Here is a 20,344-nt window from a genome sequence, read left to right on the forward strand (position 1 = left end):
GGTTAAGCGTTTAGGCGATCGCTCTAGCAGCGGGTAAAGATTGAGCGCTTGAGCCATAGAGGGACACAAACCGTCCAAATAGCCACATCGTCTCATGACTGGGAAGGCGGCTAGAGTTAACCAAGCGATCGAGGTTTCTCTGAGCCAGTTTGTGCAAATAAGGTAAATCTTCAAACAAAGTTAAACAAGCAGAAACATGCAACACAGCTTGCAAGAGTGGTTTCGGCCAAGGCAGATCGCTATAGATATCGATGAGAAATTTATGTTCTGTCTCGCTCAGCGGAATGGCATTGAACAAAACCGTAATTCGTTTTTCGTTATAAACAGGAATGCTCAACTCAACAGTGTAAGGACTGTGCAAGATCAAATCAACTTCTACAATTGGCTGCCGCCAAATTCTTAAAACGTTAAATGGAGATTCTAAAATGGTTTGAAACTTGATGTAGCCACCAATAGAAGTAGCGTTTACTTGACTAACCTTAACGATTCTCAAGTTATTTAAGCTAAAACTGTGCACATTTTCTAAATGCTTCAGGTTTAGCAAGTGGTAAATCTGGCATAGTTGAGGAAACGGTAGGTCATATTCCTGCCGAATCATATGCTGCTCTTCTAGCTCTGTCATTCTCGCTTGGGCCATCTGAAGAAAGAGTTCATGCTCAGACAACTCAGAACCGGGTGCAGGTTCCCAGACAGCCCCGACAGTATCGCTCTGGGAGGACTCTTCTGGCTTGAGACATAACCAGCTGACAAAAAACAAAGAGGCCATGCTCAAGTGGAGAATTTCAACTGCCGAAAAGCAACTATCCGCTAAGGCAGAAAAGCTTCTATCAATAATTGCAAATAACCAAGCAGGGATACCAAAAAGCCAAACACCATGCCTGACGTTGGCTAAAACCAATGAGAATTCTGTCGTTTTACCGTTTGTCAGGATACTGATTGGGTCTTTAAGAGAGAGAGATTCAGACATGGCGATAACTTCAAGCAAGAGAGAGTTTTAATGTCGCAGAGCACGCAAACTTGCTTGTAAAGCTTTATCAGCTAGATGAAATAAAGTCAGAGGTTGAATGATACAATTTGAACAACAATTAAAACCGTAAGATAAGATACTAATTGTTATTTTTAATGGCAGCAAACCTGCGAAAATTATTCATCTAGAAATTAAGTTGTGCGCTTAATTCTTAAGCTAACACCTCTCAACTTGAGCTACCCTCTACCTCAAGTTGAGACTATTTTTCTACTACTTTCTATCCAAGTAAGTGGACACTTTTTAATTTAAGCAGACTCAGCTTTTAGAAAACTTCGGTTTAGTAACCTGCTTGAAATTCTCCAGGAGTCTAAGTTTTGGCTGATATTGGAGCTTCATCCTTAGCGATCGCTTCACGTAAGGCGGTATAGCACCATACAATTCAGCAAAAGTTCAGCCTTCAGCTAGCACACGAGCACTCAATGCTCTTAACTAAATGCTAGGCGATCGCCTAATTAGAAATGGCTTAAATTATTTGAGCATCCACATTTTGCAGGGTAATGCCCAAGCGGCTTTGAAGGGCTGCGATGACCTCTTCAGCAGCAGTAGTATCTAAAATTCTCAAGTCTTCTTCGGTGTAGTTGATCAAGTCGGCGATCGAATGGATTTGAGTGCGCTTCAAAAAACCGTAAGCTTGCATTGAAAGCTGCAACTCTTCAATCGGAGTTTGAGATAAAGAATTTTTGGGATGGCTCATTGCTTTAATCAGGTGTCAGCGTTTACAAGATGGAACAGCCTTGATCATCATGCCATACCCTACTAATACAAGATTCGATTAGCAGTGAGCCATCACAGGTCTAATTAGGCAATTTGATGACCAGTTGCAGAAATTAACTGCTTGATGGTTTCTTCTGATGCGCCAGATTCTACCGTGACCGTTTTGGCTTCTACATCTACTTCAACTTTGGCATCGGGCTCAGTAGTTTTGATGGTTCTCTTGATATCTTCTACCGAATCAGGGCCAGAGATGGTTGGGACATTAAGTTTGAGGACCATGTTTTTTCACGGGTTATTAATTACACAATTGATATTTTCTGATTTTGCTTTGCCCCTTTACTACTCCCCTGAGGGCTTATTTCTCTGGCGACGATTTGCTCGTTGGGTGAACTATATGCCTATACTTTTTTACAGAGTGAGGAACTTAACCAATTCGCTAGAGTGACCAATACGTAAAACTCTTTTCCTTCTAGCAAAATCAGTTAAACCACTCATGCAACTGCAACGTCAGCGTTCCAAGCGATCGCAGCGGCGAAAATTTTTAGCCTCGCTCATTACCGATCCTGTCCAGTCGGCTCAAGTAGCTGGTTTACGCTACGTCAATGACGACAGCCCAGGTATTCAACGCCAACCTAGAGGAAAAGGGTTTGTTTATCTGAACATAGACGGTAAGCTCATCCGCGATCGCCAGGAGATTCAGCGGATTGAGTCATTAGCCATTCCACCTGCTTACAAAGATGTCTGGATCTGTCCGTTTGCCAACGGTCATATTCAGGCCACAGGTCGAGATGCTAAAGGACGCAAACAGTATCGCTATCATTCGTTGTGGCGGCAGGTACGAGATCAAACCAAATTTACCCGATTGATTGCCTTTAGCGATGCCTTACCCACCCTTCGAGAGCGGGTAGACCATGACCTGGGGTTGCGCGGATTGTCTCGTGAAAAGGTTCTGGCTACAGTGGTGCGGCTTTTAGAAACAACTTGCATCCGGGTGGGCAATGAAACTTATGCCCGGACTAATCGCTCTTTTGGCCTCACAACTATGCGCTGCCAGCATGTAGATATTTCTGGCACTACGCTGCGATTTAAGTTTCGAGGCAAGAGTGGCGTTGATCACGATATTCAAATTAGCGATCGCCGTTTGGCTCGCATCATCAAACGTTGCCAAGAAATTCCGGGCTACGAGTTGTTTCAATATCTCGATGACGCAGGCCAAAGCCAGTGCATTGATTCTGGTGCGGTCAATACTTATTTGCAAGAAATAACCAAGCAAGACTTTACTGCTAAGGATTTTCGAACTTGGTCGGGTACAGTTATGGCGGCTTTAGAGTTAGATGCAATGGGTCCGTTTCAGTCGCAAACTCAGGCCAAGAAAAATATCAATCAGGCGATTAAAAACGTAGCAGCACATCTTGGTAATCGACCTGCTACATGTCGCAAGTATTATGTGCATCCCGCTATTCTGGATGCTTATCTAGACGGATCACTCATGTCCACTTTGGAAAAAGCGATGCAGCAGCCCGCCTCAGATTCTGCTTACGCATTGAACCCCGAAGAAATGGCGGTGGTAGCGATTTTGGAACAGCAATTAGAAGCTCGGCAACCTATAGCTAGTTAGGAGTTAAAGCAAATAGCTTAAAGTTGGCAAGCTGCCTTGAGCCACTCAGCTTCATCTGGAGTAAGAGTGGGGGCCAGTTTCTCCACAACTTGGACGTGATAATGCTCTAGCCACTCTCGTTGCTGCGGGCTGAGGCGATCGCAATCAATTAAGCGCTTGTCAAACGGAATGTAGGTCAATGACTCGAACTCGTACCAAGTGCCTTTGGGGGCTGCACCCTTATTTTCTGTCGCTACTTCTTTAACCACATAGAGATTCTCAATCCGGATGCCGCCCCAACCAGGTTCATAGTAGCCAGGTTCGACACTCGTCACCATGCCTGGTTCTAGGGGTTCTTGCGATCGCTTATTAATGCCATTCGGCCCTTCATGCACATTCAAAAAGGCTCCCACGCCATGGCCTGTGCCATGTCCGTAATCAAGTCCCGCTTGCCACATGGCCGATCGCGCAATGCCATCTAGTTGGCATCCCGGTGTGCCTTTAGGAAAGCGCTGCATGGCACAGTTGATATGGGCTTTCAAGACTTCCGTATAGCGAGCAATTTGCTCTGGGGTGGGTTCGCCGACCACAAAGGTACGGGTGTCGTCGGTAGTGCCAGAGAGGAACTGCGCCCCTGAATCGAGCAGTAACAACTGACCCGATTGCAGGTCTACATCAGGGTTGGGAGTGCCGTAGTGGACAATGGAGCTGTTGGCTCCCGCACCGGAGATGGTGTTGAAGCTCAGTCCTTGGAATCCTGGTTCAGCTTGATAGAACCGAGCGATCGCCTCTGCCACATCAAACTCAGTGACGCGATCGCCTGCGGCCCAGCGATCGGAGAACCACTTCCAGGCTCGGACTTTGGCTCGACTGGCTTTGAGGTTGGCTTGTTGCATCTGCTCGATTTCGATTGCATTTTTACGAGCTTTCATGCCCTCCACAGGGTTGGGCGCTTCTACAATCTGAACTCTGCCAGTCTTAGCGCTTTCCTGAACCAGCTCGTAGGTGCCCATTGTCGTGTGTTTGCCATCGATCCAAACTCGCAGAAGCTGTGGCTGATTAAGCAAAGTTTGGAACGTGTCAGCGTACTGCTCGTAGGGCAGCAAGGTGATATGAGGTTGTAGCGCTTGCTGGATCTCGGTTTCAATGCGCTCCAGATTGGTGAAGAGGAACGCTTGATCAGCCGTGACAATGGTGTAGGCAATAAACACCGGATTGTAAGGCACATCCCAACCTCGGAGGTTCAACAACCAAGCAATTTGATCGAGCTTGGTGAGTGGCAGGATATCCGCTTGGGCCTTTTCCATGGCTTGCCTAACTCTCTCTAGCTTTTGCGCGACTGTTTCTCCTGTTAAGGCTTCGGGTACTGCAAATAGCCGAGAAGCGGCATAACTAGCTGGGGCTTGACCATCTGCCCAAGCTGCTGATTCTCGCACGCGATCGACTAAATTTTCGGGAAGGCTGACCAGCACCACGCCCGCTGGAGCCAGTCGTTTTTGTAACTCACGGCATTGATCCACCGTCACCGTGAAGGGGTCAACGCCTAAGCGAAAAGTCTGCTGGGCTGCGATCGCAGCTTGTCCGAGAGCTTCCAGAGTTTCGACTAGAGTTTTGTGACCTTCCAAGCCCAACTTAAACACTTGGATGGCTGCAGGATCTACCTGTAAATCAGCTTGTTCATAGTAACGAGAGTCCACAAACAACCAGCTTTGCTCGGTCCCAACTAAGAAGTCTCCTGCTGACCCTGTAAAATCGCTGATCCAAGTCCGACGCTGTTTGGCTTCTGGCAAATACTCGTTCAAATGCTCATCTGCCGAGGGAATCAGGTAGCCATCCAGTTGATAGGCTGCCATCCATGCCCGCAAATCGGCTAATTTGGCTTCTGTCAGAGCTTGCTGAGCTTGTTGCTGGACGAAGTCTAGGGGTGACATAGACAAAACTTTGAGATGCTAAGGAACGCGAGGCAACTGATAGCTCTATGGTACAGCCCTCGCCTAGCTTGGCCTAGCTTGCTGGACGGATAATCAAATGCAGCAAATTGTCGAGCAGGCGATCGCGCTCCATCGGCACCAGATCCCCACTGTGCAGCAGGTCCTTCAGAATCACATAATGCACAATCGTGCCGATAAAAGCCCGCGCTGCCACTTCTGGGTCAGGTAACCGGAGTTCGGGGCGAGAGGCGAGATATTGAGTCAAAAGTTCGATGCTGGGCTTTTCGACGTTTTGCACAAAGGCTCTGGCTAGCGCCGGAAAGCGGGATGACTCACCAATGATTAAGCGGACAAATGTCAACAGGTGCGGATCGGCTTGAATCTTATCGAGCATTTCCAGAGCAAAAGCCCTAAGTACCAACGCTGGATCATCTTGAATAGCTTGCAGCTTTTCTGAGTTAAACAGTTCTTTTTGGCAAGCTAAGCGTTGAATTAAAGCTGTGAATAAAGCTTCTTTATCTTGAAAGTGGCTATAAACCGTCGCTTTAGAAACGCCAGCGGCGGCTGCCACGCGATCCATGCTGGTCGCAGCATAACCTTTGACCAAAAACTCTTGGATCGCTCCATCTAGAATGGCTGCGGTTTTCTCAGGGGATAGGTCGCGGTCTACGCTTTTAGTTTTTCTCATAGATATTCAAGCTAGAAACAGACATAGCACCCTCAATCATCACCGATTTAAGGCGACTGCTTGTTTTAAGCATACCTCTTGACGATACTAAACTGTTTAGTTTAGTGTGGTTTATAGAACTAAACAGTTTAGTTCAGGTGCAACTAATTTTTCTGGAGCCTGATCATGTTGCCAAATGCGCCTGCTGGCCTTTCCACCCCTAAAACTCAACGCTGGGCTCCGTTAGCGATCGCGACTCTGTTTGCCTTGGGTGGCGTGTCTGCCTATCAGGTTTGGCGGCTCCAAGCTCCAGCCACATCAAAAGCTGAAATCGCTGTGGTAACTCCGCCGCGCGTCAAAACAGTAACCGCTTTAGGGCGACTGGAACCGCAGGGAGAAGTGATCAAACTATCCGCCCCTACCTCCAATAACGGCAATCGCGTCGAGCAATTGTTGGTGAACGTGGGCGATCGCGTGCAGGCAGGCCAAGTGATTGCCGTGCTGGACAGTCGCGATCGTTTACAAGCCGCTTTTGAGCAAGCCCAAGCCGAGGTAGAAGTGGCCCAAGCGCAGCTAGCCATCACCCAAGCAGGAGCCAAACAGGGAGAAATCTCAGCTCAGCAGGCAGAAATTGTACGGCTGGAAGCGAAACGTCAGGGAGATATCCAAGCTCAGAACGCCACGATCGCGCGTTTACAGTCAGAAGTGCAAAACGCCCAAACCGAATTTAATCGTTATCAATCTCTTTACCAAGAAGGAGCGATCGCGGCTTCGGCCCTCGACAGCAAACGCTTAACCCTAGAAACGGCGCAAAGAAGTTGGCAAGAAGCCCAAGCGGTATTAACTAGAATTCAATCGACCAGCCCTGCCGAAGTAAACCAAGCCAGAGCCAACCTCGAGCGGATTGCGGAGGTACGTCCGGTTGATGTGCAAGCGAAGCAGGTGGAAGTGAACCAGGCGATCGCGGCGATGAAACAGGCTAAAGCCAATTTAGAGCAAGCTTATGTGCGAGTGCCTGCACGAGGAACTGCCGGAGAGCCACAAGCTTTTGAGATTTTAGCGATTCATGCCTATCCCGGTGAGGTGGTCTCGAATGAGGGCATTGCTGACATTGGTCAAACCCAACGGATGAAGGCGATCGCTGAAATTTATCAAAGCGACATCAGCAAAGTGCGAGTGGGGCAGCGAGTCAAAATCAGCAGCGATTCTATCCCTGGGGAATTGTTGGGGACTGTGGAGCGGATTGACTCGCAAATCCAGCGCCAAACCATTGTCAATACAGACCCTAGCGCCAACATCGACGGCAGGGTGATTGAAGTGCATGTGGCTTTGGATGCAGCATCGAGCCAAAAAGCAGCCAAGCTGACCAATTTGCAAGTGACAGCGGTAATTGAACAATGATCGGCTTGATTAAACAATTGCAGCGGCGCACGCCTCTCGGCTGGTTGCAACTCAGTCACGAAAAAAGTCGATTGCTGGTAGCACTGTCGGGCATTGCCTTTGCGGATGTCTTGATGTTCATGCAACTGGGTTTCCAAAGCGCTCTGTACGACAGCAATACCAAGCTCAGCCGCAGCTTAAATGCAGATATTGTCTTGGTGAGTCCCCAAGCTCGGAACACCCAAAACTTGTCTACCTTTTCTCGCCGTCGCCTCTTCCAGGCCAGAGATGTGGTTGGGGTGGAGTCAGCGGAAGCTTTTTACTCCAACATTATTACTTGGAAACATCCCGACACCCGCAAGGAAGCCTCGATTCAAGTGCTAGGGCTGAATCCTGACGAACCGATTCTCAATTTGCCAGAAGTCAACCAACAGCTAGACAAGATTCAGCTACCCGATCAAGTGCTGTTCGATCGCAACTCTAGAGGAGATTACCAACAGGCGATCGCTCAAATTGAACAAAACCAAACTGAGCAGAACCAGACTGAACAGCTCCAAACCGTTACCACCGAAGTAGAACGACGCACGATCGCGATCGCAGGTTTATTCTCCCTCGGAGCTTCCTTTGGAGCCGATGGCATCTTGATTGCCAGTGACCAAACGTTTCTGCGTCTGTTTCCGCGCCGAGATGCAGGAAGTGTCAATCTAGGCTTGATTCGTGTAGAACCCAATGCCAATCCCGAACAAGTAGCGACGGCTCTCAAAACGCATCTCCCTGACGATGTCCGAGTCCTGACCCACGCAGAATACATCGAGTTTGAGGAAAGCTACTGGAAAAAGGAAAGCCCAATTGGCTTCATCTTTGGTTTAGGCACAGGCATGGCCTTTGTGGTGGGCGTGGTGATTGTCTATCAAGTGCTCTCCACCGATGTCAACGCGCATATGAAGGAGTACGCCACCTTCAAAGCGATGGGATATCGCAATCAATATCTCCTAGCCGTGGTGTTTGAAGAAGCTTTGATTCTGGCATGTTTGGGCTTTATCCCAGGGATGGTGTTGCCGCTGGGACTTTACCAGTTGGCAGCGAATGCCACCGCTTTGCCGATCGTAATGAAACTGTCGCGCGCCTTAACTGTGTTGTTGCTCACAGTTGCCATGTGCAGTATTTCCGGTGCGATCGCCACTCGTAAGCTGCAATCTGCTGATCCTGCCGATATGTTTTAGGGGTTTGTCATGTTTCAACCTGTCATCTCCATCCAGAATTTGAATCATCACTTCGGTCAGGGTCAACTCCGCAAGCAAGTTCTGTTTGACATCAACTTGCAAATTAATGCAGGCGAGATCGTGATCATGACAGGGCCATCGGGATCGGGAAAAACCACGCTGCTAACTTTAGTCGGTGGTCTGCGATCAGCTCAGTTTGGTAGTTTGCAAGTATTAGGCCGAGAACTCTGTGGAGCCAAAGACAAAGAACTAACGATCGCACGACGACAGCACGGCTATATCTTCCAAGCTCACAATCTACATGGCAGTCTGACAGCACTACAAAACGTCAAAATGGGCTTAGAACTTCATTCCCATTTATCCCTACCAGAGATGGAAGCACGAGCCGCGCAAATGCTAAAGCAGGTTGGCTTAGGCGAACGGCTCCACTACTACCCTGACGATCTCTCTGGCGGCCAAAAACAACGAGTTGCGATCGCCCGTGCCTTAGTCAGTCATCCTAAGATTGTTCTAGCAGATGAACCCACCGCTGCCTTAGATAGTAAATCAGGCAGAGATGTCGTCACCTTGATGCAAACCTTGGCCAAGGAGCAAGGCTGCACTATTCTTCTCGTCACTCATGACAATCGGATTTTGGATGTCGCCGATCGCATTGTGCACATGGAAGATGGCCGACTCATCAACAACACGGTTTTAAGTGCAGCGGCATAACCCAGGCTGATAAGATTTAGTGCTTTAAGTGATGCCCAAAGCAGATTTAACTTTGGCATCCCATCCAAGGGGCTGCATCCATCCTGGATAAAGGGACGGTGGAGCTGTTAGGGTATCAAGTTGAGTGATTTCCTCAGAAGATAGCTTTAGATCAACAGATGCTAAATTGTCTTCCAGTTGAGATAGTTTGTTAGCTCCAATAATCACTGAAGAGATAAAGGACTTGGTCAAAATCCAGGCGATCGCAACTTGGGCAGGAGAAGCACTGTGGTTCTGAGCAATTTGCTTCAGGCGATCGACCACTTCATATCCTGCCTCGACATCTACGGGTGGTAGCTGAAATTTAGTGCGACGGGCATCTTCAGGCGCAGGGTTGGCGCGAGTATATTTGCCGCTGAGGAACCCACTCGCCAGCGGACTCCAGACTAAAATCCCTATCCCTGAATCTTCGGAAAAAGGAACAAACTCATGCTCCAAATCTCGCCCCACCAAGGAGTAATACATCTGCGCGGCAATGAATCGTGCATAGCCGTACCGCTCCTGAATTCCTACCATCCGAGCTGCTTTCCAGGCAGGGAAATTAGAAAAACCGACATAACGCACTAATCCCCGGCGGACTAAATCATCCAAGGCTTGTAGGGTTTCTTCCAGGGGCGTGAGCGGGTCAGGGATATGAAGTTGGTAGAGATCAATATAGTCGGTGTTTAGTCGCTTCAGGCTACCTTCTGCTGATTGGATAATGTGACGATAGGATAACCCCGTATCTGTAATGGCATCGCCCAGGCGAAACCCCACTTTTGTGGCAATCACCACTTGGTTGCGGCGACCGCCCAGCGCCTTGCCTAACATAATTTCGGATTCGCCGTTGGTGTAGGCATCAGCAGTATCAAATAAATTAATGCCCGCATCTAAGACTCGACCCACCATCTGGTCGGCAAGCGCTTGGTCAATGCTATTAGTCACCCCCGGGACCAGTTGCCCGGTGCCAAAGGTCATCGCTCCAAAAGCCAGCCGCGAGACAACCAGACCTGTTTTACCCAAAGTTGTGTACTGCATAAAACCAAATCTCCTACTGATGGAGTTTGTTGTTAAGGTACTGGCTTAAATCAGCAAAAATAAGTTGCCTGGAATACGTTTTGACAAACAATAAAAATCACCAGCTAGCGTTGCGAAAAACAACCGCTTGACTGGTGACAAAAATTTTTCGGTGATTCGATTTTAGATCTTCTTAGAAGGGGTTTGGTAGTAGACCTTACTGCCTTGATCTGGAACAAAGTAGCAGGTTTGGTAGGAGCGCCATAACGATTTCCAAATGGGTTCTTGGGAAGATCGATAATGTTCTCCTAGAACAGGTTTAATCGCTTCTGTAGCCTCCTTTAGATGGTAGTGGGGAATTGTGATAAAGATATGATGGGCAACGTGAGTGCCAATGTTGTGATGAATGGGATTGAAAATGCCGTAGTCGCGATCGATGGTGGAGAGAGCGCCTTTGAGGAAGTACCAATCTTTGCCGCGATACCAGGGAATATCAGCATCAGTGTGGTGGAGAAAGGTGACTAAATCTAACCAGACCACAAAGACCACGTATGGCATGAGGTAGTACTTAAACAGAAACCCAAAGCCATAATGCACACCCAAACCCACCAAAAAGGTGAGCATCAGTGACAAACACACGGTGCTGGTGAGGACTGCACGTCTTTCATGAGGCCGAAACAATGGGCTGTCCGGCAGAAAGTGCGACCCCTGCTTTCCGGGCGATCGCCGAAACAGATACAACGGGTAGACGAACAAAATCAAGTGAAATCGAGCTAACCTCTCGTACCAAGGCATGTTGTCGTAATAGCCCTCGGTCACGGGATACCAGCTCTCATCGGTCTCGATGTTGCCAGTGTTGGCATGGTGGGTGCGGTGGCTGATGCGCCAACCATGATAGGGCACCAAAATGGGGGTGTGGCTGAGGTGGCCCACCAAATTGTTTAACCAGCGGTAGCGCGAGAACGAACCGTGGCCGCAGTCGTGTCCAATCACAAACAAGGCCCAAAACATGGTGCCTTGCATCAACCAGAAAAGCGGGAAAAACCAGGCGCTATCAATGCGAGCTGCGAGCCAATAGAGGCCTGCGACAATGCCAAGGTCTAGGACAAAGTAGGAGAGCGATCGCCAAAGGTTTGATTGAAAACAGTGGCCTGGGATAGCCGATCGGACATCTTGAAGCGTGAAGGGTAGAAACTCACGCGTAGGAGGACGAGTAGTTAAGTTGGAGGTCACGTTTTCGTAGTTTTGAATGAGATAGCAAAATATAGGGCAGCTGCATGAATGATTTGACTTGAGTCACATTCAGCATCTGCCCATAGCTGCCCTATTGTAGGGCTTAACCTTATGTAATGAGTAGGGGAAACCTCTGAAATCCTAGGTTCTTTAAGGGTTAACTTAAGGAGTAGCGAGATATAAAAACTTTTGGAGTCAGCTTAAAAACTATGGCTGTGTATCAAGTACGACTCATCAACCCAAAGCTTAACCTCAATTGTGCGATCGCCGTGCCTGATGATCAGTACATTCTAGATATCGCGGAAGAGGCTGGAATTCACTTACCATCTGGGTGCAAGCAAGGAGAATGCTCTGCTTGTGTCGCCAAGCTGGTGAGTGGTGAAGTGGATCAAAGCGAGCAGAAATTTTTACGGCCTGAAGAGGTGCAATCAGGGTACGTAGTTACTTGTGTTACTTACCCTATGGCTGATTGCACCTTGCAGACTCATCAGGAATCTGTGCTGTATCAGTCATCGCTCTACTTCAAGCCTGATAGTGTTGAAGCAGAATAGAGCGGCTGATTCCCTGCTAGAAAATTCCTGAATCTAGCTTTAATGATTGACACATAATTCTTGATCTATTCTTTGTCTCGCTCTTTGAGTCCAAGCTTCGGTGGTAAATGAGCTATTGGTATCGCTGAAAGTTACAGGATAAGGAGGTTCCTCAATTGAGGAAAGTGAACCTTTGGCTTTTGCTTCTACTAAGCTGACTACCCAAGGTAGAAACTCTAAAATTTCTTCTGGCAAGATAGTTAACTCAAAGCACCACTTCCGATTCAACCCCCTACATAAAGGGCCTTTGCGAGCCACTGCGATGTCCCCTGCGCCTTTATTAATAGCCAGCCGCAGAATAAAAGGCCGTTCAGACTGAAAAGCATCTGGGGCTGAATAGGCGTAAATGTTGACGTAGTTCAAGTATTGGCTTGCATCCGTCCAAGAGGCCACTAAAGAACTACTGTTGTAAGAACTGCCGCTGATTTTGACAGGGACAGCCATTTCAGCAACAAATAGAGAGTAGAATTCCTGCCTTAAGTTAGAAATGATTCGTATTGTTTCTGGCGTCACAGTTGATTTACCTCTATTGACTAGTTGCTTTTGGCTATTTACGACATCGTCAACTGGTTATCTTTGGTGAGAACGTTGTTTACGCTGTTTGTGTTTGGCTAAAGCTTTCCGCTTTTCCTTTTCCAAGGGGGTCTCAAAGTGCCGCTTCTTCTTCATATCTTGAAAGATGCCAGCTTTAGAAACCTGTCGCTTAAACCGACGCAAAGCAGATTCAATGCCTTCGTTCTCACCTAAAACCACTTGAGTCATCCTGTTTTCTCCCATATGAACCGTACTGCCTGGAAAGTAAGCAAAAAAGTCTCTAGCAGAATAGAGCACTTGCTTTTGTCTGCCAGAGACTCTAAATTTTAAACCTGAAACAAAGGCTTAATAGCGGCGATCGCTACGGCGATTATTACTCCAACCACCGCCACCGCCGCCACCGCCGGACGAACCTCGGTCTTCACGGGGTTTGGCTTTATTCACTTTAAGGTCACGTCCCATCCACTCTGCACCGTCAAGCGCTTCAATTGCAGCTGCTTCTTCTGCTTCTGTTCCCATTTCCACAAAAGCAAATCCCCGCACCCGACCTGTTTCTCGGTCAGTGGGTAGCTGAACCCGATTGACGGTTCCGTATTCTGCAAACGCGTGCTTGAGGTCTTCTTGGGTAACCTGGTAGGACAGATTACCAACGTAAATCGACATGAATTATCTCCAAAATCAAAGAGTGTAGAGAAGTTAGATCCGGAGAAACACTTGTCGGTAAAACGAAATGGGGTTTCAAAGCCGAAAATAATCCTTACGCTGTGACTATAACACAGTCATGTAGAAGGTTGAGTTGTAAATCTTCTGGAAATAATTAGAAGTTAATTAAGTTCTGTTTCAATTGGAGCTAGGCGATCGCCAAATTTAGCGAAAGCAGAATGATAATTTTTGAGCAGTTGTACAACCAAAAGAGCAAATTGTATCAATTTTGACGAACGGTATAGCAACTTTAAATCATTCACAAAATTGCCTCTATTCGTATTGCAGGTATCTTGCCTTTAGTACACAAGATGTTTACATCTAGAGCCAATTTCAGAAATCATTTAAGACGGCTGTAGATAAATTTGAAGTTGCGGTGGCAGAAACTTCCAGAGCAGTAGCTGATCGTTGTAAATCAGCTTGTTGTTGGGCTTGACTCCAACCTAATGTGTTCCCTAGTAGCTCGACCACACGAGGTAAAGTGCTTTGAGTGGCTTGGTGATCCAAAAAACTGAGGCGGGTCCGACGGGCTAGGATGTCGCTGCTGCTCCGAGCTGCTTCCTGCTTGGCTCCGTAAACAACCTCCGCTTCTAAGTAAGGATAGTTTTTTGCTAAACGCTGACCGTATCCTTCTCGGGCTAACTCTGCTACCTGAATTGCGCGATCGCCATAAGCTTGATTGAGGTGGGTCGCGACATCAGGTGTTAAACCATAGGTAGTTTGTAACTGTATGTCTCCTTGAGCGGAGTAGTTCTCTGCCCCCGCTAGTTTCAGGCTCTCGGTTTGGGAGGGGCGATCGCAGTTCAGGTTGCCTAATGTCAAAGCGGCATTAACGGTGTCCAAAGCCATTTTGCGATACGTAGTCCACTTACCGCCTGTGATCGTGAGCAACCCTGAATTGCTGACATTGATCACATGGTCTCGCGACAGTTTGGCGGTATCGGCAGCTTTGGGATCAGAGACTAGGGGGCGTAGTCCTGCCCAAGCAGCTCGGACATCTTGCTGTGTAACAGGAATAGAGAAGTACTTCTGCAAGTGACGTAGAATATACTCTATGTCTTCCTGAGAAGCCTGGGGATCAGCTGACAGGGTCGTGGAGTTGTCAGTGGTGCCCACTAATGTATGTCCTAGCCAAGGCAAAATGAATAGAACTCGACCATCCTCTGTTTTGGGAATTAATATCCCCGTTGTAGGTAGCGAGAACTGCTGAGCGAGAACGAGATGCGAGCCAGAACTCAACCGCAGCATGGGCGTAGCACTCGGCTCATCCAGCTGGCGAATCGTATCACTAAACGGGCCAGTAGCGTTGATCACAACTTTGGCAACGATCTCCCAACTGTCTCCGCTGAGCCGATCGCGCACAGTGGCCCCGCACAGTTTACCGTTGGCTTTATTCAGTGCCACTACTTCCACGTGATTCGCAACTACTACTCCTGCTTCAGCAGCGGTCAGTGCTAAAGCCACATTCATCCGAGCGTCGTTGAATTGCCCATCATAATAGAGAACGCCGCCCCACAATCCTGCTGATCTCAACATGGGTAAGCGATCGCGGATCTCCTTAGCACTGAGAAACTGACTCGGAGCCAGATTTGCTTTTCCGGCGAGAGCGTCATACAACTTCAGCCCTGTGAAAAAGTAGGGGATTTGCAACGGGTTGTACAGGGGCATGACAATCGGTAAGGGTTGACTGAGGTGAGGCGCAATCTTTAATAAGACTGCCCGTTCCTTCAACGCATCGCGGACTAAATCAAACTGACTGCGATCGCGCCGCAACACTGCCTGCTCTAGATAACGCACACCGCCATGAATTAACTTGGTGCTACGGCTACTGGTTCCAGCCGCAAAATCGTCTCGCTCTACAAGAGCCACTTTCAAGTTTCGAGTGGCAGCATCTAGGGCAATTCCGGTTCCAGTCGCGCCACCCCCAATAACTAGCAAATCAAAAGCTTCAGACTGTAAGCGGGCCACATGCTCTTCTCGGTTCATTCGGGGCTTAAAATGTGAGTTTGGTCTGAATAGACTACTGATTAGGTCAGGCTGACTGGCTGCTTGTGCTAACTGTTTGTGTCGTCGTCAGCCTCAAGGAATTGCTGCATGCTATCGATCGCTTGGATAATGTTTTTGCTTTTCTTTCCTGCTTGTCTAGCACTATTGTGGCAGGTGATAGGGGGAGATGAATTATCTACTCAACTGCTGGCGCTTGGTATTTTGTTGCTTTGTGTAGATCAAGCTCGCATGGCAGTGGTGGATCTAGAACAGGTAGCTCAGGCGCGACAACAAATTCAAGATGCTCGCCTCAAGCGTTTCTACCAAGCTACAGTCAGTACCATTGCCCTGGAACTGTTGGGCTTTTATGCTGCCACCCTGTGGCTCGGGTGGGGTTCGCTTGTGATTTTATTGAGCCAAGTTTGGTTCAACCTATGGGCAGGAATTCAACTCCACTCGGCTGAAAAAATAGCGATTCAAGCTTGGGGTATTCCTCAACGGCTCCCGGTTTTAGGCGCTGACGCGATCGGTTTAGTTTTGGTCAGTTTGTGGATGCTAAAAATTGCGCCATTAGGAATTGCTACTGGGCTTTTGGCCTTAGTTTCCCTCTACGGCGCTATGAAGTATGCGTTGCCTACCAAGCCACTCAGCGAAGTTTCTAGATAAAACCGCATCAAGCTTAAAAGAATCAGCGATCGCATGCAGCCTGAGGGAGTGTTGTGTTAACTTTAAGATACTTGTTTAAGCAAGTATTGACCTACTTTAAAATTTAAAGGAGCTTATTATCGTAGCCCAGAAACAGCTCATTAACCGTCAAATCACGTCCCCTCAGGTCTTTCTAATTGACCATGAAAACAATAATCGTGGCTTGATCGATACCAATGAAGCCTTAAGAATAGCTGAGAGTGTAGAGCTTGACCTCGTAGTGGTCTCGCAGGGTAAGGACGCTCCAGTCGCAAAGATTCTAAATTACGGCAAGCTGCAATATCAGCAGAAAAAGCGGCAGAGTCAGGGTTCACGGCCAACTGTCAAAGAAGTTAGGCTGCGCCCGAATGTTGGCTTGTCTGATTACAAGCTCCGAATCGATAATGCGATCGAGTGGTTAGGCAAAGGCGATTCAGTCAAGTTTATGATTCGTCTACGGGGTCGAGAAAATCAATTTCGCGATCGCGCTGGGGACTTGCTAGACCGCATTGCAGCAGACCTAAGTCAAGTTGGTAAAGTACAGTCGCTTGATAAACGGTCGCTGATTGTTCAGGTCGTTCCTGCCTAAATACTCTAGATATTTAGGAATAATTTTTGATCGTAGGGGCATCTTTTATAGATGCCCCTATGTTTTAGGTTCAGGGAGGGTGTTTGGGTAGGCAATGCCGCACGTTGCTGTGCCGTTACGCCAGGGCCACCAGTTTCGTGCTCAAATCCCACAGCCGTTGGGCTTTGTTGTCGTCACTGGCTTCGTCGGAAACTTCTTGCACAAAAGATTGACGACCTGGCTTCTGACGATTGCCCCAGCTCCAATACATCCCCGATTCTTTGTACTCAGGATCAGCGACGATCGCGGCCACTCGCTCACCTGCTAGCTCCTGGGAGACATATCCTCCAGTGATGTTTTTCTGGAAGAGGGGAAAGATTTTGCGGAACAGCGGATAGTGGTTGCGGAACAAAGGCGTATCTGCCACACATCCGGGATAGAGGGAGTTAAACGTGATCCCCGTCGATTCGTGATAGCGACGATGCAGTTCCCGCATGGTCAAAACGTTACAGAGTTTGCTGTCTTTGTAAGCTTTGCCAGACTTAAACTTTTTGCCATTAATCATGGTGATCGGCGCTTTAAAGCCTGCTTCAAAGCCCTGGAGATCTCCTAAGTCCGGAGGAGCGGGGATGGGAATCTTGCCACCCAACTCTTTGGGATTGGCAGTCACAGTGCCCAAAATCACCAATCGGCGATCGGGGTAGGAAGACTTTTTCAAATCTTCCAGCATGAGGTTGCACAGCAGAAAATGGCCGAGGTGATTGGTTGCAACACTCAGCTCATAGCCTTCAGTGCTGCGTAAGGGTTCTTTTAATAAAGGGAGATAAACTGCGGCGTTACATACCAGGGCATCTAAAGATCTGCCGCTGGCTCTGAATTTATCGACGAACTGCCGAACGCTGTCTAAAGAACTCAGATCGATCGGCAAGAGGGTATAGCTGTCTTTAGGAATTTGTACCTCTTGAGCAGCGTTTTCTGCCTTGATTAAATCGCGGCAGGCCATCACTACATGCCACCCTTTTTTGGCAAGCGCTTTCGCAGCGTACAAACCAACTCCGGAGGAGGCACCAGTGACCACGACGGTTGGTTTTTGATCTCGTTCCATGCTGTTCAGACTTCAGTTGACCGTTGTTGACCTTTTCTAGGATCTCATACCGTGAACCAGCGCTGCCTATTTTTCGATTGAGCAACAACGGGACTGATTGGCAAAAACTTAGGCTAGGGCGATCGCTGAAATTAAGTTCTAATGAGCTTTTTAGACAAAAATCAAAAATCAAAAAGCTTAGTATTCAAGTCGTTGCTGAATATAAAGGTTTGTGTGGATCTATTAAGTACCAAAATTACTCTTTCCAGTGAGACCGTTAAACCTAAGCAGGTAGAAAAATTAAATGTTTAGGACAAAGCTATCCCGGCGGTGAAAGTCTGCTTCTGATCCCGTGTGAGCCAAAGCCCAGTAAGTGACCTCACTATCTTTGGTTTTGACCACTGCGGTAATCGCCACGTCTAGAGGTTTCTCGTCTGATGCGATCGCTGCCAAATTTAGCTCAAGTGAGAGAGTGTGTGCTTCCGGTTGCGTCTCTACTGCAGAGGGCAGCACAGTAAAAGCTGTTTCCTCTTGCATCCCCTGTCGATAGCCATCAAAGCGATAGACGTTCCAATCACCAGATGGGGACAGGTTGAATTCCCAGTAGCGATCGCTGTCCTGCAACCCTAAAAAGAGCTCGAAACAGGTTTCCTGCCACAGCTCATGCTTACGAGTGGGGCTGTCTGAGGGAGCGGCGATCGCAATTTTAGACAAATCGCCGGAGAGCACATAACGAATATGGAGTGTCTGTGCTCGTCGAGCAATATCACCTGTGAGCTGAAGGTTTGCAGGTGAATTGGTATGAGGAAAGGGTTGCAAAGAGAAAGCTTTGCTGTTCATCGCAAATCAGAGATTAGATTTTGGAGAGTCGTGGCTTGAGATTCGATACTTTCAGTTAGCTTAAACTGCACCAAGGCTCTGGCTAGATTATGTTCTGGGTATTTGACCTTGAAGTAGACATTGCCTGCCAGGTGATCTGTCAAGAATCGCAACCCCAACTCAAAAGCAATCAGACGGATGGAGTCGTACAGGTAGGTATAATCTGGTTCAGTCAAAAAGTCTTTGGCGATCGCTAAATATCCTTTGAGAATGCCTCGACACAGATCCGTGTCAAACTGCACCGCTTCCCACTGCTGGCTTTCTTCTCCCGCTGGATTGCAACCCGATCGCAAGCAATCCCCAATGTCGTAATGCACTAAACCAGGCTTAACGGTATCTAGGTCAACCACGCTGACTGCTTTTCCGGTCGTAATGTCAAACATCACATTATTGATTTTGGGATCTCCGTGCATCAAGCGGAGGGGCAGTTTGCCTTGTGCTTTGGCATCTTCTAAGACGTGAACTAAAGCTTGGCGATCGCGGACGAACTGTAAACAGTAAGAGACTTCTGGCGTAGGGTTAACATTGGTTTGAGCCAGAACTTGCTCGTAGTGCTGCCAGTAGCGGGGGGTGATGTGGAAGCCTTCTAGGGTATCAGCTAGCTTGGTGGCAGGGAGATCGCTAATCAGGCTATGGAACATCCCCAAGGCATATCCAACTTCTTGGGCCTGAGCCACATCTTGCATAGTATCGAAAGATTCAGAGCCTTCGATGAAGCTGATGGCTCGCCAGAAGGAACCATGATCATCACTGCAATGGTCTTGTCCGTCTTGGGTGAGGAGAACACGCGGAGTTTCCCAACGACGGTCGAGGGGGGTACGTTGTAGGCGATCGCAAACATGCTCGGTGAGGATTCGCATGTTTTGCATCACGAGTTCGGGATGGCGAAAAACTTGAGTGTTGATGCGTTGCAGGACAAAGCGGGTTTGGTCAAGATCATCCAAGGCGACGAGGAAAGTGTCGTTAATATTGCCATTACCAAAAGCTTGGACGCTAGTGATGTTGCCTTGGTGGGCAAATTGGTCAGCAATAGCCACAAGGGGATCTAGAGTACTACTGGGGGTGCGATCGCTGGTCTTATCTACCCTGGTTGACATGGGAACTCCGCTCACTACTCGCCATGACACAGTGTACGGCGTTGCCGACCTCTAATCCAGAAACCAAGGCTGATGACATTACGCCACTAAATAATATGTTGAAATTCTAGTTTGACCAATTACTATTTTGACAATCAAGCTACTTCAGTAACCTCATTAAAGTAGGGTCGTTCACTCGGTATCGCTCAGATGTATATTGAACGTTGTCTAGGGTAATGACATCACCATCTTTTTCTGCAACAAAGGTATAGCGTCCAACCCTTTTGTAAGCCCTACCAGTGATTGCATCTTTTAATGGGCTAGTTGATTTTGCATTCAGTTGTGTTTTGATTCCATCTTTCCAGGCAATATGAAAAAATACGCTATACATATTGCCTCCTTCAACTGCGTAGCAAGGCATATTAGATACATTTCCACCATTGTTGGTGCCACGATCCAAGAAGGAACATCTAGCAAAGTACGCTGCTGTACCCGCCTGCACGTGAGTATTCAAAAGCAATGAAGTTAGAATGACAGATGTAGATATGGCCCATTTCTTCATGTTTTATAGCTCTTGGATAATAATCTAATTCTCACCTAGATTACCTAAGTTAGCTCCAACTTACTCATGTTTAACAAGCCTTTACAAAGTCTTTGGTTAATTTAGATTTAACAAGGATAAGCCGAGTACTCAAATTTATTAAAGATTGCTAATTTGAAGTC

22 protein-coding genes are annotated in these 20,344 nt (G+C 47.8%); 7 read left to right on the forward strand and 15 right to left on the reverse strand.

The window, feature by feature from the left end; all coding sequences use genetic code 11:
- Window positions 1–10 precede the first annotated feature (10 nt).
- The 3 genes from H6F68_RS07655 to H6F68_RS07665 all read right to left on the reverse strand — a co-directional run bounded on the left by H6F68_RS07655 (window position 11) and on the right by H6F68_RS07665 (window position 2,020).
- Window positions 11–967, reverse strand: coding sequence for a hypothetical protein (locus tag H6F68_RS07655; RefSeq protein ID WP_190557835.1), 957 nt, complete (start codon window positions 965–967; stop codon window positions 11–13).
- 523 nt (window positions 968–1,490) lie between these two features.
- Window positions 1,491–1,721 carry a DNA-directed RNA polymerase subunit alpha C-terminal domain-containing protein gene (locus H6F68_RS07660; RefSeq protein ID WP_190557837.1) on the reverse strand — a complete coding sequence of 77 codons (231 nt, stop codon included), beginning with the start codon at window positions 1,719–1,721 and terminating at the stop codon, window positions 1,491–1,493.
- Window positions 1,722–1,825: 104 nt separating this feature from the next.
- The gene (locus H6F68_RS07665; RefSeq protein WP_190437425.1) at window positions 1,826–2,020 is read right to left on the reverse strand and encodes a cation transporter; all 195 of its coding nucleotides are present in this window, start codon (window positions 2,018–2,020) and stop codon (window positions 1,826–1,828) included.
- 214 nt (window positions 2,021–2,234) lie between these two features.
- Between H6F68_RS07665 and H6F68_RS07670 the strand changes: the two genes are divergently transcribed.
- Window positions 2,235–3,359 carry a DNA topoisomerase IB gene (locus tag H6F68_RS07670; protein ID WP_190557839.1) on the forward strand — a complete coding sequence of 375 codons (1,125 nt, stop codon included), beginning with the start codon at window positions 2,235–2,237 and terminating at the stop codon, window positions 3,357–3,359.
- 17 nt (window positions 3,360–3,376) lie between these two features.
- Here the strand turns inward: H6F68_RS07670 and H6F68_RS07675 are convergent, their stop codons facing one another.
- Together H6F68_RS07675 and H6F68_RS07680 are read right to left on the reverse strand one after the other, a co-directional pair.
- Window positions 3,377–5,269, reverse strand: coding sequence for an aminopeptidase P family protein (locus H6F68_RS07675; protein ID WP_190557841.1), 1,893 nt, complete (start codon window positions 5,267–5,269; stop codon window positions 3,377–3,379).
- Window positions 5,270–5,342: 73 nt separating this feature from the next.
- Window positions 5,343–5,957, reverse strand: coding sequence for a TetR/AcrR family transcriptional regulator (locus tag H6F68_RS07680; RefSeq protein WP_190437419.1), 615 nt, complete (start codon window positions 5,955–5,957; stop codon window positions 5,343–5,345).
- A 165-nt stretch (window positions 5,958–6,122) separates the two neighbouring features.
- Between H6F68_RS07680 and H6F68_RS07685 the strand changes: the two genes are divergently transcribed.
- From H6F68_RS07685 to H6F68_RS07695, 3 genes are read left to right on the forward strand one after another with little or no spacing between them, the layout of a single operon-like run.
- Window positions 6,123–7,337: an ABC exporter membrane fusion protein gene (locus H6F68_RS07685; RefSeq protein WP_190557843.1), complete on the forward strand. Its 1,215-nt coding sequence runs from the start codon at window positions 6,123–6,125 to the stop codon at window positions 7,335–7,337.
- Window positions 7,334–8,539 carry an ABC transporter permease DevC gene (gene devC, locus H6F68_RS07690; protein WP_190557845.1) on the forward strand — a complete coding sequence of 402 codons (1,206 nt, stop codon included), beginning with the start codon at window positions 7,334–7,336 and terminating at the stop codon, window positions 8,537–8,539. Before H6F68_RS07685 ends, devC begins: the two co-directional genes overlap by 4 nt.
- Window positions 8,540–8,548: 9 nt before the next feature.
- A complete protein-coding gene (locus H6F68_RS07695; RefSeq protein ID WP_190557848.1) occupies window positions 8,549–9,250 on the forward strand; it encodes a DevA family ABC transporter ATP-binding protein in 702 nt (233 codons plus the stop codon).
- 24 nt (window positions 9,251–9,274) lie between these two features.
- On the opposite strand, the gene H6F68_RS07700 is transcribed toward H6F68_RS07695, so the two are convergent.
- Complete coding sequence (locus H6F68_RS07700; RefSeq protein WP_190557850.1) at window positions 9,275–10,306, reverse strand: aldo/keto reductase; 1,032 nt, start codon at window positions 10,304–10,306, stop codon at window positions 9,275–9,277.
- A gap of 162 nt (window positions 10,307–10,468) precedes the next feature.
- Window positions 10,469–11,518 (reverse strand): DUF3474 domain-containing protein, encoded by a 1,050-nt coding sequence (locus H6F68_RS07705; protein WP_190557852.1) that lies wholly within the window; start codon window positions 11,516–11,518, stop codon window positions 10,469–10,471.
- Between the two features lie 209 nt (window positions 11,519–11,727).
- Here H6F68_RS07705 and H6F68_RS07710 point away from each other — a divergent pair, with 209 nt between their 5' ends.
- Window positions 11,728–12,069, forward strand: coding sequence for a 2Fe-2S iron-sulfur cluster-binding protein (locus H6F68_RS07710; RefSeq protein WP_190557854.1), 342 nt, complete (start codon window positions 11,728–11,730; stop codon window positions 12,067–12,069).
- 39 nt (window positions 12,070–12,108) lie between these two features.
- Here the strand turns inward: H6F68_RS07710 and H6F68_RS07715 are convergent, their stop codons facing one another.
- From H6F68_RS07715 to H6F68_RS07730, 4 genes are all read right to left on the reverse strand, one after another.
- The gene (locus H6F68_RS07715) at window positions 12,109–12,621 is read right to left on the reverse strand and encodes a hypothetical protein (protein WP_190554327.1); all 513 of its coding nucleotides are present in this window, start codon (window positions 12,619–12,621) and stop codon (window positions 12,109–12,111) included.
- 57 nt (window positions 12,622–12,678) lie between these two features.
- Entirely contained in the window at window positions 12,679–12,870 is a 192-nt protein-coding gene (gene rpsU / locus H6F68_RS07720; RefSeq protein ID WP_190437776.1) for a 30S ribosomal protein S21, read from the reverse strand.
- A 117-nt stretch (window positions 12,871–12,987) separates the two neighbouring features.
- On the reverse strand, window positions 12,988–13,305 hold the full coding sequence (locus H6F68_RS07725; RefSeq protein WP_190437392.1) for an RNA-binding protein: 318 nt from the start codon (window positions 13,303–13,305) through the stop codon (window positions 12,988–12,990).
- A 372-nt stretch (window positions 13,306–13,677) separates the two neighbouring features.
- The gene (locus H6F68_RS07730) at window positions 13,678–15,330 is read right to left on the reverse strand and encodes a glycerol-3-phosphate dehydrogenase/oxidase (protein WP_190557856.1); all 1,653 of its coding nucleotides are present in this window, start codon (window positions 15,328–15,330) and stop codon (window positions 13,678–13,680) included.
- Between the two features lie 129 nt (window positions 15,331–15,459).
- Here H6F68_RS07730 and H6F68_RS07735 point away from each other — a divergent pair, with 129 nt between their 5' ends.
- Both H6F68_RS07735 and infC read left to right on the forward strand, forming a co-directional pair.
- Window positions 15,460–15,996, forward strand: coding sequence for a hypothetical protein (locus H6F68_RS07735; RefSeq protein ID WP_199299960.1), 537 nt, complete (start codon window positions 15,460–15,462; stop codon window positions 15,994–15,996).
- Between the two features lie 118 nt (window positions 15,997–16,114).
- On the forward strand, window positions 16,115–16,603 hold the full coding sequence (gene infC, locus H6F68_RS07740; protein WP_313930057.1) for a translation initiation factor IF-3: 489 nt from the start codon (window positions 16,115–16,117) through the stop codon (window positions 16,601–16,603).
- 115 nt (window positions 16,604–16,718) lie between these two features.
- On the opposite strand, the gene H6F68_RS07745 is transcribed toward infC, so the two are convergent.
- The 4 genes from H6F68_RS07745 to H6F68_RS07760 all read right to left on the reverse strand — a co-directional run bounded on the left by H6F68_RS07745 (window position 16,719) and on the right by H6F68_RS07760 (window position 20,183).
- On the reverse strand, window positions 16,719–17,687 hold the full coding sequence (locus tag H6F68_RS07745; protein WP_190557859.1) for a protochlorophyllide reductase: 969 nt from the start codon (window positions 17,685–17,687) through the stop codon (window positions 16,719–16,721).
- Window positions 17,688–17,966: 279 nt separating this feature from the next.
- Window positions 17,967–18,506 (reverse strand): DOMON-like domain-containing protein, encoded by a 540-nt coding sequence (locus H6F68_RS07750; protein ID WP_190557861.1) that lies wholly within the window; start codon window positions 18,504–18,506, stop codon window positions 17,967–17,969.
- Window positions 18,503–19,642 (reverse strand): phosphotransferase enzyme family protein, encoded by a 1,140-nt coding sequence (locus H6F68_RS07755; RefSeq protein WP_190557863.1) that lies wholly within the window; start codon window positions 19,640–19,642, stop codon window positions 18,503–18,505. The genes H6F68_RS07750 and H6F68_RS07755 overlap by 4 nt, the downstream gene beginning before the upstream one ends.
- 139 nt (window positions 19,643–19,781) lie before the next feature.
- Window positions 19,782–20,183: a hypothetical protein gene (locus H6F68_RS07760; RefSeq protein WP_190557865.1), complete on the reverse strand. Its 402-nt coding sequence runs from the start codon at window positions 20,181–20,183 to the stop codon at window positions 19,782–19,784.
- Window positions 20,184–20,344 lie beyond the last annotated feature (161 nt).

This window comes from Trichocoleus sp. FACHB-262, assembly GCF_014696035.1.
Lineage (GTDB): Bacteria > Cyanobacteriota > Cyanobacteriia > FACHB-46 > FACHB-46 > Trichocoleus.

Bases quoted from the DNA above. Each gene is read 5' to 3' on its own strand.
- H6F68_RS07735 (WP_199299960.1), top strand. From the start codon at position 15,460: ATGTTTTTGCTTTTCTTTCCTGCTTGTCTAGCACTATTGTGGCAGGTG.
- H6F68_RS07695 (WP_190557848.1), top strand. From the start codon at position 8,549: ATGTTTCAACCTGTCATCTCCATCCAGAATTTGAATCATCACTTCGGT.
- rpsU (WP_190437776.1), bottom strand. From the start codon at position 12,870: ATGACTCAAGTGGTTTTAGGTGAGAACGAAGGCATTGAATCTGCTTTG.
- H6F68_RS07750 (WP_190557861.1), bottom strand. From the start codon at position 18,506: ATGAACAGCAAAGCTTTCTCTTTGCAACCCTTTCCTCATACCAATTCA.
- H6F68_RS07760 (WP_190557865.1), bottom strand. From the start codon at position 20,183: ATGAAGAAATGGGCCATATCTACATCTGTCATTCTAACTTCATTGCTT.
- H6F68_RS07665 (WP_190437425.1), bottom strand. From the start codon at position 2,020: ATGGTCCTCAAACTTAATGTCCCAACCATCTCTGGCCCTGATTCGGTA.
- H6F68_RS07660 (WP_190557837.1), bottom strand. From the start codon at position 1,721: ATGAGCCATCCCAAAAATTCTTTATCTCAAACTCCGATTGAAGAGTTG.
- H6F68_RS07675 (WP_190557841.1), bottom strand. From the start codon at position 5,269: ATGTCACCCCTAGACTTCGTCCAGCAACAAGCTCAGCAAGCTCTGACA.
- H6F68_RS07655 (WP_190557835.1), bottom strand. From the start codon at position 967: ATGTCTGAATCTCTCTCTCTTAAAGACCCAATCAGTATCCTGACAAAC.
- H6F68_RS07685 (WP_190557843.1), top strand. From the start codon at position 6,123: ATGTTGCCAAATGCGCCTGCTGGCCTTTCCACCCCTAAAACTCAACGC.
- H6F68_RS07670 (WP_190557839.1), top strand. From the start codon at position 2,235: ATGCAACTGCAACGTCAGCGTTCCAAGCGATCGCAGCGGCGAAAATTT.
- H6F68_RS07680 (WP_190437419.1), bottom strand. From the start codon at position 5,957: ATGAGAAAAACTAAAAGCGTAGACCGCGACCTATCCCCTGAGAAAACC.
- devC (WP_190557845.1), top strand. From the start codon at position 7,334: ATGATCGGCTTGATTAAACAATTGCAGCGGCGCACGCCTCTCGGCTGG.
- H6F68_RS07755 (WP_190557863.1), bottom strand. From the start codon at position 19,642: ATGTCAACCAGGGTAGATAAGACCAGCGATCGCACCCCCAGTAGTACT.
- H6F68_RS07745 (WP_190557859.1), bottom strand. From the start codon at position 17,687: ATGGAACGAGATCAAAAACCAACCGTCGTGGTCACTGGTGCCTCCTCC.
- H6F68_RS07710 (WP_190557854.1), top strand. From the start codon at position 11,728: ATGGCTGTGTATCAAGTACGACTCATCAACCCAAAGCTTAACCTCAAT.
- H6F68_RS07730 (WP_190557856.1), bottom strand. From the start codon at position 15,330: ATGAACCGAGAAGAGCATGTGGCCCGCTTACAGTCTGAAGCTTTTGAT.
- H6F68_RS07700 (WP_190557850.1), bottom strand. From the start codon at position 10,306: ATGCAGTACACAACTTTGGGTAAAACAGGTCTGGTTGTCTCGCGGCTG.
- H6F68_RS07725 (WP_190437392.1), bottom strand. From the start codon at position 13,305: ATGTCGATTTACGTTGGTAATCTGTCCTACCAGGTTACCCAAGAAGAC.